This window comes from Bacillus sp. 3a (genome assembly GCF_017161885.1).
Lineage (GTDB): Bacteria > Bacillota > Bacilli > Bacillales > Bacillaceae > Bacillus > Bacillus safensis.
This window is the reverse complement of the sequence record NZ_CP067376.1, coordinates 17,406-31,546: the sequence shown is the minus strand read 5'-3', so window position 1 is coordinate 31,546 and position 14,141 is coordinate 17,406. Positions and strand designations below refer to the sequence as shown.

General features: G+C 43.9%; 13 protein-coding genes. 9 read left to right on the top strand and 4 right to left on the bottom strand.

Annotated features, from left to right (window positions below):
* The first annotated feature begins 42 nt into the window (after positions 1–42).
* The 9 genes from JJ692_RS00145 (at position 43) to JJ692_RS00105 (ending at position 9,102) form a co-directional block, all read left to right on the top strand.
* Entirely contained in the window at positions 43–1,368 is a 1,326-nt protein-coding gene (locus JJ692_RS00145) for an LLM class flavin-dependent oxidoreductase (RefSeq protein ID WP_073203789.1), read from the top strand.
* Positions 1,369–1,385: 17 nt separating this feature from the next.
* Entirely contained in the window at positions 1,386–1,889 is a 504-nt protein-coding gene (locus tag JJ692_RS00140; RefSeq protein WP_024425523.1) for a GNAT family N-acetyltransferase, read from the top strand.
* Positions 1,890–1,910: 21 nt separating this feature from the next.
* Entirely contained in the window at positions 1,911–2,705 is a 795-nt protein-coding gene (locus tag JJ692_RS00135; RefSeq protein ID WP_073203792.1) for an amino acid ABC transporter substrate-binding protein, read from the top strand.
* A 24-nt stretch (positions 2,706–2,729) separates the two neighbouring features.
* Complete coding sequence (locus JJ692_RS00130; protein ID WP_024425525.1) at positions 2,730–3,404, top strand: amino acid ABC transporter permease; 675 nt, start codon at positions 2,730–2,732, stop codon at positions 3,402–3,404.
* Positions 3,405–3,416: 12 nt separating this feature from the next.
* Complete coding sequence (locus tag JJ692_RS00125; protein WP_073203794.1) at positions 3,417–4,163, top strand: amino acid ABC transporter ATP-binding protein; 747 nt, start codon at positions 3,417–3,419, stop codon at positions 4,161–4,163.
* Positions 4,164–4,197: 34 nt separating this feature from the next.
* The gene (locus JJ692_RS00120; RefSeq protein ID WP_073203797.1) at positions 4,198–5,355 is read left to right on the top strand and encodes an amidohydrolase; all 1,158 of its coding nucleotides are present in this window, start codon (positions 4,198–4,200) and stop codon (positions 5,353–5,355) included.
* The gene (locus JJ692_RS00115; RefSeq protein ID WP_073203800.1) at positions 5,346–6,680 is read left to right on the top strand and encodes an MmgE/PrpD family protein; all 1,335 of its coding nucleotides are present in this window, start codon (positions 5,346–5,348) and stop codon (positions 6,678–6,680) included. The genes JJ692_RS00120 and JJ692_RS00115 overlap by 10 nt, the downstream gene beginning before the upstream one ends.
* Positions 6,681–6,992: 312 nt before the next feature.
* Positions 6,993–7,685 carry a response regulator transcription factor gene (locus JJ692_RS00110; RefSeq protein ID WP_073203801.1) on the top strand — a complete coding sequence of 231 codons (693 nt, stop codon included), beginning with the start codon at positions 6,993–6,995 and terminating at the stop codon, positions 7,683–7,685.
* Positions 7,675–9,102 (top strand): sensor histidine kinase, encoded by a 1,428-nt coding sequence (locus JJ692_RS00105; protein ID WP_041106553.1) that lies wholly within the window; start codon positions 7,675–7,677, stop codon positions 9,100–9,102. Before JJ692_RS00110 ends, JJ692_RS00105 begins: the two co-directional genes overlap by 11 nt.
* A gap of 38 nt (positions 9,103–9,140) precedes the next feature.
* Here JJ692_RS00105 and JJ692_RS00100 read toward each other — a convergent pair whose 3' ends face one another.
* From JJ692_RS00100 to JJ692_RS00085, 4 genes are all read right to left on the bottom strand, one after another.
* On the bottom strand, positions 9,141–9,986 hold the full coding sequence (locus tag JJ692_RS00100; protein WP_073203804.1) for a GAF domain-containing protein: 846 nt from the start codon (positions 9,984–9,986) through the stop codon (positions 9,141–9,143).
* Between the two features lie 164 nt (positions 9,987–10,150).
* Positions 10,151–11,527 (bottom strand): aspartate kinase, encoded by a 1,377-nt coding sequence (locus JJ692_RS00095; RefSeq protein ID WP_073203806.1) that lies wholly within the window; start codon positions 11,525–11,527, stop codon positions 10,151–10,153.
* Between the two features lie 174 nt (positions 11,528–11,701).
* On the bottom strand, positions 11,702–13,138 hold the full coding sequence (locus JJ692_RS00090) for an MDR family MFS transporter (RefSeq protein WP_024425533.1): 1,437 nt from the start codon (positions 13,136–13,138) through the stop codon (positions 11,702–11,704).
* 16 nt (positions 13,139–13,154) lie between these two features.
* Positions 13,155–14,021: a TetR/AcrR family transcriptional regulator gene (locus JJ692_RS00085; protein WP_225315557.1), complete on the bottom strand. Its 867-nt coding sequence runs from the start codon at positions 14,019–14,021 to the stop codon at positions 13,155–13,157.
* Positions 14,022–14,141: the final 120 nt, after the last annotated feature.

Below are 14,141 nucleotides of genomic sequence, written 5' to 3'. Positions count from 1 at the left end.
TTCGGTTTGATACATTTAGGATATAGAAAGGATGAAGAACAAGTGTCACAGCCGAAAAGGAAGCTCAAGTTAGGCGTATTCATCGCAGGAACTGGACATCACGTTGCCTCTTGGAGACATCCGAATGCAGTACCAGATGCAGCCATGAACCTAGATTATTTTAAACAATTAGCGAAAAAGGCAGAGGAAGGAAAGCTGGATTTGCTCTTTTTAGCCGACAGTTTATCCATTAATCAAACCTCTCATCCGAACGTATTAACGAGATTTGAACCGCTCACGCTGCTTTCATCCATTGCTGAGTCTACTTCAACCATTGGTTTAGCAGCAACAGCTTCCACTACATACAGTGAGCCTTTCCATATTGCAAGGCAGTTTGCCTCCCTTGATCATTTATCAGGCGGAAGAGCGGCATGGAATGTGGTCACATCTTCTATTGAAGAAACAGCGAAAAATTTTAGCGGAGAAGAGCATTTAGCACACCATAAACGATATGAGCGGGCAGAAGAGTTCGTCGAAGTCGTCAAAGGTCTCTGGGATTCTTGGGAAGAAGACGCCCTTGTCAGAAACAAGGAAACGGGAGAATTCTTCGAATCTAGTAAGCTTCATGAGCTCCAGCATAAAGGTGAGTTCTTCTCAGTAAGAGGTCCTCTCAACGTATCACGGACGCCGCAAGGGCAGCCCGTGATCATTCAAGCAGGATCTTCTGAAGATGGCCAAAAGCTTGCAGCAAAAACAGCAGAGCTCATTTTCACTGCACAAAACGATCTCGATAAAGCGAAGGAATTTTATCAAAGCTTGAAGGGGAAAGTAGAAGCTGCTGGCCGTGCTAGAGAGGACGTCAGCATCATGCCGGGTATCTTCCCGATCATTGCTGATACAGAGGAAGAAGCCCAAGCGAAATATGAAGAATTACAGGAGCTGATTGTTCCTGAGATTGGACTGAGCATTCTGCAAAATTACTTAGGCGGGATTGATCTGTCTCAGTATCCTTTAGACGGACCGCTTCCAGAGATTGATCCGAGCACGTCAAATGCGGTGAAAAGCCGTTTTGATCTCGTGATGAATATGGCGAGAAAGGATAATCTGACCATTCGCCAGCTCTATCAATCAGTTGCCGGCTCACGCGGTCATAATATTTTCATTGGAACGCCGCAGCAGCTGGCAGACGTGATGGAAACATGGCTGGTTGAAGAAGCAGCAGACGGCTTTAATGTCATGCCGCCGCTCTTGCCAGAAGGGCTGGATGTGTTCGTAGACCGCGTCGTCCCAATCCTTCAGGAACGAGGCTTATTCAAAACCGATTACACAGGACAAACCTTGCGAGAAAATCTCGGATTAACAGAGCCAAAAAATCGCTACACGACATAAGGGTGAGGTGACTAACGTTGGGATACACGTTTCGTCTGGCAACAGAGGCAGATATAGAGGCGCTGCTTGAACTGACAACAAGAGCCTACGAGCCAATTCGTGAGCTAGGCATCCAGTTCCAAGCAGCACATGCTGATTTCGCTCTCGTTCAGAATAATGTACAAAAGAATCTTTGCTATGTGATGGAAGAAAACGGAGAGCTTCTATCCACCTTATCACTCCGTATGCCTTGGGGAGAGCAGCCAGGACCGTTCGGCGTCCCTCATATCTGGTGGTTTGCCTCAGAACCAGCCGCCAAAAAAGGCACAGGCTCAGCCTTGCTGGAATGGGTTGAAACCGAAGTGCTAAGGGATACACTGAAGGTGCCGTACGTGTCGCTCGGTACAGCTGATAAGCATCCATGGCTCATAGAGATGTATGAGCGTAAAGGCTATGTCAGAGCAGGTGAAAAGGATTTAGGCAAAGGTCATATCACGGTTTATTTCAAAAAACAATTAAGATCAGATATCACACAACCATAAGAGGAAGAAGGGTTTACAAACATGAAAAACAAAAAGTGGCTAGTCGTTCTATTTGCAGCAATGCTGGCAGTTTTAGCAGCTTGCGGCGGCAACAATCAGAGTGAAGGCAAAGACGAAAAAGTGTTAAAAGTAGGCGCTACAGGACAAAGCTATCCATTTGCTTATAAAGACAATGGCAAGCTTGTCGGATTCGATGTTGAAGTAACAGAAGCCATTGCGAAAAAGCTAGGCTACAAACTAGACTGGCAGCTGAGCGAATTCAGCGGACTAATGGGACAGCTGACATCTGGTAAGCTCGATACAGTGTCAAACCAAGTTGCCGTTACAGACGAGCGTAAACAAACATTTAACTTTACAGATACGTACGCTTACGCAGGAACACAAATCATCGTGAAAAAAGACAACAACCACATCAAAGGTCTTGACGATTTAAAAGGAAAAACAGTGGCGGCGGTTCTTGGCTCTAACCATGCTAAAAACTTAGAGAGCAAAGACCCTGACAAGAAAATTAAGATTAAAACATATGAAACGCAAGACGGCGTATTAAATGAAGTGGCAAATGGCCGCGTAGATGCTTATGTCAACGGACGCAGTGTATTACTTGCTCAAATTGAAAAAACAGGTCTGCCGCTGAAAATCGTAGGCAACCCAATTGTGTATGAAGAAGTAGGCTATCCATTTGCGAAAGATAAAAAGCATGACAAACTAAGAGAAGAATTTAACAAAGCCATCAAAGAATTAAGAGAAGACGGGACACTTAAGAAATTGTCTGAGAAATATTTCAAAGACGATGTGACAGTGCCAATTAAAAAATAACGACAGCGGCGGTGAAGAGCAGACATGAACAAAATTGATTGGCAGTATATGGTGACGGTGTTTCCGACATTGCTTCAATACTTGCCGATAACGATCTTCATGGCGATTGTCTCCATGGTATTTGCCATTATCATTGGTGTGGTATTCGCTCTCATTACGAAAAACCGGATACCTGTTTTATACCAATTTGCCAAGCTGTATATTTCTTTCTTCAGAGCGGTTCCAACCTTGGTTCAGCTCTTTCTCATTTATTTTGGTCTCCCGCAGCTATTCCCTGCGATGACCTCAATGGATGCTTTAACAGCGGTCATTATCGGATTAAGTATTAAGAACTCAGCATACTTAGCAGAAATTTTCAGAGCGGCTCTGAACTCAGTGGATGAAGGGCAGCTTGAGGCATGCTTATCTGTCGGTATGACAAGATGGCAGTCTTACGTTAGAATTATTTTCCCGCAGGCCGTCAGAAATGCAATTCCAGCGACAGGGAATACCTTTATCGGTCTTTTAAAAGAAACATCTCTTGCCTTTACGATTGGTGTGGCAGAAATGTTTGCACAAGGGAAGATGATTGCATCGGCGAACTATAAATACTTTGAAACCTATTTAGCCGTAGGGATTGTGTATTGGGTGCTGACGATCATTTATAGTTTCCTGCAGGACCTATTTGAACGAAAAATCAGCAAACCTTACCGGAATTAAGGAGGTGTGGACATGATCAAGCTCACCAATTTGAAGAAATCATTCGGCGACCTTGTCGTCTTAGACGGAATTAATCTCGACGTGAAAAAAGGGCAGGTTGTGGCCATTATCGGACCTTCTGGCTCCGGTAAATCCACCTTGCTGCGCTGTTTAAATTTATTAGAAACACCTGATGAAGGCACGATTGAAATTGGCGATGCGAAGCTCGATGCGTCCAAATATTCACGTAAAGAAGCCCATCACCTGCGTCAACAAACGGCCATGGTGTTTCAAAACTATAATTTGTTTAAAAACAAGACAGCACTGCAAAACATTACAGAATCATTGCTAGTAACGAAAAAAATGACGAAGCAGCAGGCGAATGAAATCGGTATGAAACTGCTGAAGCAGGTAGGGTTAGAGCAAAAGGCTGACAGCTATCCAGTCACATTATCTGGCGGACAGCAGCAGCGGATTGGGATTGCCCGCGCGTTAGCGGTTGATCCACATGCGATTTTGCTGGATGAACCAACGTCAGCACTTGATCCAGAGCTTGTCTCAGGTGTGCTTCAAGTCATTAAATCTATTGCGATCCAAGAAACAACGATGATCATCGTCACACATGAAATGGCGTTTGCAAGAGAAGTGGCAGACCATGTGATTTTCATGGCGGATGGTCATATTATCGAGCAGGGGACGCCAACTGAGTTATTTGATGAAACAAAGAATGAACGGACGAAACGATTTATCCAAAAAGAAGCAGCGGCTGAAGAAGCATAAGCTGCTTTTTATTCTTTAGAGGGGTGAGTGTCTAGTGAAATCAATAGGAAATGAAGCTTTAAACAAACGTTTGATCAACATTCGCCGAGCGCTTCATGAGCATCCAGAGCTGGCGTTTGAAGAATATGAAACGACAAAGAAACTGCGCCGCTGGTTAGAAGAGGAAGGGATCACTGTGCTTGATATCCCGGCCCTTCAAACAGGTGTTGTTTGTGAAATCAAGGGAGAACAAGAGGGACCGACGATTGCTCTGAGAGCCGATATTGATGCACTTCCGATTGAAGAAGCATCTGGTGAACCATTTTCTTCAAAGGTGCCGGGTAAAATGCATGCATGCGGTCATGATTTCCATACAGCTTCTATTTTTGGTGCGGCTCTTTTATTAAAAGAGCGGAAACACGAGATCAAAGGAACGGTCCGTATTTTGTTCCAGCCGGCTGAGGAAGTTGCTCAAGGGGCGAAACACGTCATAGAGGCAGGCGTTTTAGATGGAGTCGATGCGATTTTCGGTATGCACAACAAGCCTGACCTGTCAGTTGGCACGATTGGCATTAGAGAAAAAGCATTGATGGCGAGTGTGGACCGGTTTGAAATCGATATTAAAGGAACGGGTGGCCACGCCGGTATTCCAAATCACACGGTAGACCCCATAGCCATCAGCGGGCAGATCATAAGCGCCCTTCAGCAAATCGTCAGTCGCCGCATCAGCTCCTTGCATCATGCGGTTGTCAGTATCACACGCATTCAAGGCGGTACGTCATGGAATGTGATTCCCGACCGTGTTGAGATGGAAGGAACCGTTCGGACGTTTGAGCCTGAAGTAAGAGCGATGATTCCAGAGCTTATGAAACAAATCGTCAGCGGAATTGCAGAAGGATTTGGAGCAGAGACTGAAGTAAGATGGCATCCTTATTTGCCATCTGTCATGAATGATGAGCGTCTGACAAAGGTAGTAGAAGAAACGGCTGGCTCACTTGACTTACATGTCGTGCAGGCAGAGCAGTCACCGGGCGGAGAAGATTTTGCTCTTTATCAAGAACGCATTCCAGGCTTTTTTGTATGGATGGGGACTAGTGGTACGAAGGAGTGGCATCACCCTGCGTTTACATTAAATGAAGACGCACTTCCAGTTTCCGCTGCCTTCTTTGCTGAGCTTGCCGTTCGGGCATTGGAGTCTCGATCATGGAATTAACAAAACATCTGGCAGAAGCAGTGCTTTCTGCTGATCCAATGCAGGATGAGCGGGCCATTCAAATGGCTAGAAATGGCCTGTTAGACGCTGCGGCATCAGCGTTTGCTGCGAAAGAGGATGAAGGAATTCAGCAGCTGATGCAGCTTATTGAACAGGAAGGCGGAGCCGCTCAGATTCCTGTCATTGGACAAGGAAAGAAGGTGAGCCGCCAATCCGCAGCGATGCTGAACGGCTACCTCATCCATGCCCTGGATTATGATGATGTGCACTCAGATGTGAGAGGACATCCGAGCGCGGTCATCATTCCAGCGCTGCTATCACAGCTGACAGAAGGCAAAGGGTATGGCGAGCGGTTTTTAGGTGCCTACATCACAGGTGTTGAAGTGATGGCAAGACTTGGCGAATCCATCGGCAAGGCGCATTATGAGCGGGGCTGGCATAATACAGGAACACTCGGAGCCATTGCGGCAGTGTGTGCGATTGGCTATTTGAAACAAGTCTCGCAGGAAGAACTGACGAAAGCAATCGGCTTTGCCGGAGCACAATCAGCCGGAATGCGAAAGCAGTTTGGTTCTGATATGAAACCATTACAAGCCGGCTTAGCTGCTAAAACAGCCGTTTGGTCTATTGATTTAGCTTGTTTAGGTTTTGGCGGGAATGACTCGGTTCTTGATGGCGCGCTTGGTTTCTTTTCACTCTATGGAGATCTGGAACTTGCGAAAAGCCGTTTGCTAGAGGGCTATGGTTCTACATGGCGTATCGTTTCGCCGGGGCTGTGGTTCAAAGTATATCCATTCTGCTCAGCAGCCCACCATGCAGCAGATGCGATCCAATCCTTAATAAAAGAGCGGTCTTTCTTGCCGGAGCAGGTAAAACAGGTCGATGTCATATTCCCGCCAGGCGGAGATGCAGCGCTTATTGAGCGGACACCTTTAACCGGGGAAGAAGGACGATTCAGTGTCGAATACGTCATCGCACTTTCAGTGTTTGGACGAACGCTTACGCTGGATGCCTTTACGAAAAAAAACATTCCATCAGACATGCGGACATGGATGAAGCGGGTAAGCAGAGGATATGATCAAACGACAGTACCCCATCCCGATGCTGTTCCAAAAGGACGCTTTACGATTGTGAAGCTCACCTTAACTGACGGCACCACCATGAGCAAGCGGGTTGATATTCCTCAGGGAGCACCAGGCTGTGCGTTATCGAAAGAAGACATCATACAAAAGTTAAGCAGCGTCACAAGCGCATCACAGGCACAGCAGATTTTACAGGCGGTTGAAGAGGAAAACGACACTGCTTATTTGAAGTTGCTGACATGATAAAAAAGCTCATCGATATAGTGATGAGCTTTTTTAAATAGATCTATCATATAACTGTCAGGAAGTTCTTTCTATAAATATATGTAAATGACGCTGTCCTATTTCAACTAATATCTTTACCATCTTCTGCAATGCCATCATAAAAAAACCTCATGTGATTCACTGCAGTATTAGTTCTTTCAAAAAGTATGAATAAAAGATGACCAAACGATGATAAGTTCATAAAAACAGTGGAATCCAATTGAGATTTGAAAGGGAACATGTAAAATAAAGCTACATAAAGAAAAACAATGGTAGCAGCGGAGGCTGATCATGAAAATATTAATGATTGAAGATAATCAGAGCGTTTGTACAATGACGGATATGTTTTTTCAACGAGAGGGATTTCAAGCGGAATTCGTTCATGATGGATTAGAAGGATTGAATCGCTTTAAGCAAGAGGAGGATTGGGATCTGCTCATTTTAGATGTCATGCTTCCTTCGATGGATGGTCTGACCATTTGTCAAAAAGTGCGCCAGATCAGTGACATTCCGATTATCATGCTGACAGCCAAGGAAACCGAATCTGATCAGGTACTTGGTTTTGATCTTGGAGCAGATGATTATGTGACCAAGCCCTTTAGTCCACTAACCTTGATGGCAAGAATTAAAGCGGTGAAACGACGCTTTGCTCATACAACGACTCAAGAAAAGGTGAATGAGGGCGATCGGCTGGAGACAGCACATTTTCAGTTGGATAAAAAAACGAGGGAAGTTTTCCTGGATGGAGAGCGAATAGAGAACCTCACACCGAAAGAATACGATCTGCTGTGCTTTTTTATTCAGCATCCTCGGCAAGTATTTTCACGAGAACAATTGCTTGAGCAAATTTGGGGATACCAATTTTATGGAGATGAACGAACGGTAGATGTTCATATTAAACGGCTGCGTCAAAAAATTGGGGACGGGCCTAAGCCCTTTTTGTATACAGTATGGGGCGTAGGGTATAAGTTCGATGAAGATTAAATATTTTTATCAGCTGCTGATCAGCCACCTTGGGTTATTGCTCATTGCCATTGTCATTATCAGCACCCTTTTATCTCATTTTGTGAAAGATATTGCCTATCAAAACAGAGTGAATGAAATGAGCTCCTATGGGAATGAAATCTTGCAAGATTATAAACGACTCCCTAAAAGCGAGATGACCTTTCGTCTGCGTCCATTTGAAGATATTCTTTCGACAAGGCAAATTCGTTTTTTCGTGTTTGATGAAAAAGGAGATATTCTGTCTCAGCAGCAAGAGATGCCGCCGCATGAAGTATTACTGACAAAGGATTTATGGGCCAAACTCTCAAAAGGAGAGCAAATCATTGTGAAACGAAGTGATTCACGCCGCCTTGATCAAGAGGCATCACTTGTGGCGCTCCCTGTCATGGAGGATGGAAAGCTAAAGGGCGGAGTTGTCCTTATTGCCCCGATTCAAGGCGCTGAACAGCTCATCGCCCAAATGAATCGTTATCTGTATATCATCGTATTTGTGGCGCTGACGATCACCTTTATTCTCAGCCTGTTCCTGTCTAAATTTCATGTGAACCGCATCAAAAAGCTGAGAGAGGCGACTGAAAAAATTGCGCAAGGTGATTACAACATCAAGCTTGAAAACAAACACCTTGATGAAATTGGCACACTTGGTGAGGATTTTAATATGATGGCCAAGCGTCTTCAGCAATCAAGAGAGGAAATTGACCGGCTCGAAAAGCGCAGACGTCAATTCATCGCAGATGTGTCTCACGAATTGAAAACACCGCTGACCACCATTCGAGGACTGGTGGAATGGCTGAACACTGCGGATGTGTCAGCAGAAGAGAAAGAGAAATGCTATGCCTTAATCACTGACGAGACAAAACGTATGCTGCGACTCGTCAATGAAAATATGGATTATGAGAAAATTAGATCGAATCAAATTACCCTTCAGAAATTTCACTATCCACTCATTGACACATTTGAAGTGATGAAAGAGCAGCTGAGCCGAATCGCCGAAGAGAAAAACAATCAGCTGATCGTGGACGTTGATCCCGAGCTAAAGGTTTATGCAGATTATGACAGGCTCATTCAAATACTTGTCAATATCACAAAGAACGCGATTCAATTCACAGAAGACGGCCGTATTTACTTAAGAGGAAAACAAGAAAATCAAGAGACGATCATCGAAGTGGAAGACACAGGCATTGGCATTGCGCCAGACGAAGTCAAACACATATGGGAACGTTTTTATAAAGCGGATATCTCAAGAACGAATACACCGTATGGAGAATACGGATTGGGCTTGTCTATCGTGAAGCAGCTTGTGGACCTGCATGAAGGGCATATTGATATGAAAAGTGAAAAAAACAATGGAACGACATTTACCATACGACTGCCGTTTCCAGAAGAAAAGGGCTAAAATGAAATTCATTTTAGCCCTTTTTGGTGAATCACTACTTATTCATTTTTGGTAAACGTCAACCCAATATGAGCAAGTGCCTGCGGCAAGTCTTTCCGGATGGTGATGTCTTTAAACGATATATTGGATTGAATCGCACTTAAAGCAAGGTCTTGCTTAATACCTGTTAAAACTGCCGAAATTCCTAAAAGTCTCAGCGTTTGTGCGTAGCTGACCAAATATTGAATGCTTTGTTCATTCAGGCTTTTTGTTCCCGATACATCAATAACCAAATGAGAGAGCGACAGCCTGTAGCTTTCCTGTAAAATGGTTTCCAAAATATGCTGAGCACGTGTCTCTTCGATATCACCAAGCAGAGGAAGCACAGCGACACCGTCAACAACTGGTACGATCGGTACAGACAATTGCCGAATTTGCCGGTTGGCACGGTCTAGTTCGAGTACATAGCTTAATAATGAAGCCATCGTTTCAAACATATACACATGCTCTTCTGTGAACTGCTTCGGCCTCAAATCAAGTCCGCAAATCGTTCCGTAGTTCGTCCCATCTGTGAAATCAATGGGAACTCCAATAAACGAGCCGCCTTGAAGATTTTTCGTAACCTCTAAGTATTTAAAACGGTCATCCTTCGAAATGTCAGGAATCACAAGTGTATCCCGATGATCGACCGCAAGCTTGCAAAATGTCTTTTCGTAAGGAAGTTCTTCTCCTTCTTCAAGAAGCTGCTCGTCATGATTTAGCACCTTTACAATTTGATTGGTGTTTTGATCATTTTTAGCAATAAACAGTGTATTCACATCAATGAATTGACTCATCATGTTTAAAATACTAGTAGAAGCATCATGAAAATTGCGAAACTGTTTTAATAGTTGTTGACGAGGCATTGTTTTAGGACTCCTTGTAGCTCCGAACTTAGGCCGGAACGGATAGTTGATTTGTCTCTATCATACAAAATCAAACAAGAAATAGATACACTTTAATGCGCAAAAACACTCTGATCGTCGAGATGAAAAAAGACTGCCGATCCAAAGATCTGGCAGCCTTCTGATTAAAGAGAGACAGGGACAGTAGACATAGAGAAAAATTCCTCATACAAGGCATGAACAGCTTCTTTTTCTTGCGCCGCTTTAACGCCAAACATCATGCTGACCTCTGAAGAGCCTTGATTGATCATTTCAATATTGACCTTCGCTTTTGACAGCGCCTTTGCCGCTCTTGCCGTTGTGCCAACATTATGACGCATCGCTTCTCCCACAACCATAATCAGCGAGAGATTTCGCTCTAAAACGACCTCATCTGCATCAAGCACGACCTTCAAGCGGTCTAGCAGCTCCTCTTCAATATGCTGCTCCTCCAGCTGATCCTGACGTAAAATAATGGTCATATCATCAATGCCAGAAGGAACATGCTCATACGTAAGCCCATACTCTTCTAGTGTTTGCAGCACCTTTCGTCCAAAACCGACTTCTCTGTTCATCAAATATTTACTAATGTAAATACTGCAAAATCCATTGTCTGAGGCGATTCCAACAACAGGTCCATTTGTATGGTCCCGCTGATTTACGATTTTTGTCCCTTTTGCTGACGGGTTGTTGGTGTTTTTAATCTGAACCGGAATGCCTGCACGGAAGGCTGGAATAAGTGCTTCATCATGGAACACAGAAAAACCAGCATAGGACAGCTCGCGCATTTCCCGGTATGTCAGCTCTGTAATCTCTTTTGGTTCATGAACGATCGTTGGATTGACGGCATAAACAGCATCGACATCTGTAAAGTTTTCATATACATCTGCCTTCAAACCGTTCGCCAAAATGGAGCCGGTAATATCGGAGCCGCTTCGCGAAAAGGTGACGATGTCTCCCGCGAGACTAAAGCCAAAAAAGCCAGGGAATATAATAATGCCAGAGCGCTCTCTTAATTTGTACAAATGATCATAAGACTCTGGCAGAACTTGCGCTTGGCCAGGCTCATCGCTCACAAACAAACCAGCTTCCTTTGGATTCACATAATGAGCTTCCACACCTTGGTGGCGGAAATAGGCGGCAATGAGCTTAGCGTTATTGTCTTCACCGCTTGCTTTAATGGCATCAAGATAGCACTCAGGGCGGGATGAATCAGCCTGTAATAATGTGTCTAGATCTTGCCTGATGGTATCGATAATGTCTTGACCTAATCCGAGTTCATCCGCTATTGAGGCATACCTCTCAATGACTGCTTCCTTTAAATCATGTGCTTCGCCTAAACGTAAATATTGTTCACCGCAGCTAATTAATAGATCGGTGACCTTTGTATCCGTTGAATGCCGTTTTCCTGGTGCGGAAACAACGACTGCTTTTCGAGTTGGATCTGCTGTTACAATGTCAAATACCTTTTGCAGCTGCTTGCCAGATGCAAGTGAACTGCCACCAAATTTAACGACCTTCAATGCATACATCTCCTATAGTAAAAATTTTCTCACAAATTGAATAGTTCCTATTATCAACTCTTTTCTTTAAATTATCAAGGTTTTTCTTCACTAGAAATACAAATGTGTTTACAGAGAGGACGGTATTGTGTGAGTATATGAAAAAAGAGCCGGCCATATGCCGAGCTCTTTTTCTTATGAAGAAGATGAGGAGGAAGATAGCTCCTGCTTCATCACTTTATTCTCACGTTTTTTTTCCTTTAAGAAAAAGGAGAGGACGAGTCCAATGACCGCAATCAGACCAGAAATGAAGAATGACGTATTCATTCCATGAACGGCCGATTTTAATGGATTGGCCAATTCTGCATTTGCAGCAGAGCTGCTCATGATGGAAACAAGCACAGCCGTTCCAATGGAACCGCCTATTTGTCTCATCGTGTTATTCATCGCTGTCCCATGAGGGATCAAATGAGGCGGTAAAGAGTTAATACCTGCGGTTGTCAGCGGCATCATGATCATCCCAACCCCGATTAACCGAAGCGTGTAGGCGACCGTAATGAGGGCGATCGATGAATCAAGGGTGAGCAGCATAAATGGCAGGGTGGTAACGGTGAGTATCGTAAATCCGCCTAATGCCAGCCCTTTTCCGCCGACTTTATCAAAAATCCGTCCAATAATCGGTGACAGGAGTCCCATGAAGAGAGCACCTGGCAATAAGATAAGCCCTGTATCAAGTGCAGACAGTCCTCTGACATTCTGCGTATAAAGCGGCAGAATCGTCTCTGTCCCAATTAATAAAGCAAAGACAAGCATGCCGAGGAAGGTTGTTAAGCTAAAGATCGCAAATTTAAATACGCCAAACTCCAGCATCGGTCTTGTTAAGTTCGACTGGCGCAGGATAAAGAAGAACAAGCTCACGGCGCCGACAATCAGCGAAATGAGAACAGTCGCACTCGTCCATCCATACGTGCCGACACTAGAAAATCCGTAAAGCAGCCCGCCGAAACCGAACGACGACAAGATGACAGATAAAACATCAATACGTGTTTCTCTTTGCTGCGTCACATTTTTCATTAAGAAGAAAGCAAGAATGAGATCAATGATACCGATTGGCAGAACAATATAGAACAAGAACTTCCAGCTGAAGGAATCAACAATCCAGCCGCCAAGTGTTGGCCCAAGCGCAGGTGCGAACGAGATCACAAGTCCGACCATGCCCATTGCCTGCCCGCGTTTTTCTTTCGGGAAAATGGTTAAAAAGATCGTTTGCATCAGCGGCATTAAAATCCCTGCACCGGCTGCCTGTACGATACGCGCTGCAAGTAACACCGGGAAATTCGTTGCAAATGAAGCAAGAATTGTACCGGCTGTAAAGATGCTAAGTGCCGTTAAAACTAAAGAACGGCTTGAAAATTTCTCAATGAGGAAAGCCGTAATGGGGATGAGAATCCCGTTTGTCAGCATAAAGGCTGTTGTAAGCCACTGTCCTTTGCTGACCTCAATATTGAAATCTTCCATGATATGCGGGATCGCTGGAATGAGAAGCGTTTGGTTTAAAATCGCAACGAATGCCCCAACGAGGAAAATCCCAACAATCACAGATCGATTATACGATGTAGTTGATTGGTTCATGTTATCCCTTCTTTATCTATAAAATGATGTTTTTCAGCTGTGACACGTTTTGTGATAAAACGCTGTTTTTGCCTAAATAATCGAGCAGTGAGCTGACTAAAAAGGTTCTCGGTTCATCCTTTGATAATTCTTGATTGAGCAGCTCATAAGCAGAGAGGAGATCGTCTTTTTCTTCTCCGTTTGACAGTGCGTGAAGCTCTTGTTTGATCTTCGTTAAGTACGAGATGACAAGTTTTTCTTCATCATATCCGTCCTGTGAGGAAAACAAATAAGAGTCCATGAGCTGATCTGTTAACACAGGCTCAATTGAGCAAGGCTTTTTCGATACACGGTCCATCACACCGATAATCATCTCAGCAGCATTTTCTAATTTGATGTTCTTGTGCTCAATCGCCAGCATTAAGATGAATTCTCTCATTAATCCATTGAGAACAATCACAAGATCCCAGACATAAGGAGCGACAGATTCACCATAGGTGCTCAAAATAATGTCTTTGTGCCGCTGCATGATAATGGAGCGTGTCTCGCGTAAGTGTTTAATGACAATAGGCGAATGCTGAGAAAAAGCTTCAAAGGACAGCATGTTCAAAAATTTATGATTCTCTTTAAACTCTTCAAGCTCAAGCTTGATCTTCTTTGTGAATTTTTCCTTTTTGGACAGCGTCGTTTCTGAATGAATGATGCGGGAAATCTCTCTCATTTTGCGCTGATTGTATTTAATCAGTTCTAGTAGAAGAGCTTCCTTTGAATCAAACAGTTTATAAATAGACGCTTTTGATATTTTACAGGCATCGGCAATTGACTGCATGGAGACACTCATATAGCCTTTTTGAGAAAATAATTTCTTTGAAACCCGCAAAATCTCTTCTTGCTTTTCGTTCATCTTCATAAGTCCTTTCCGAATCGGCAAAACCATATGGTCACAATGGAAACCGAGTGGTCACTTTTGCTATGATAACAAAACCAATGACCCATGACAAGAAAATGAACTTAAAAAAATACC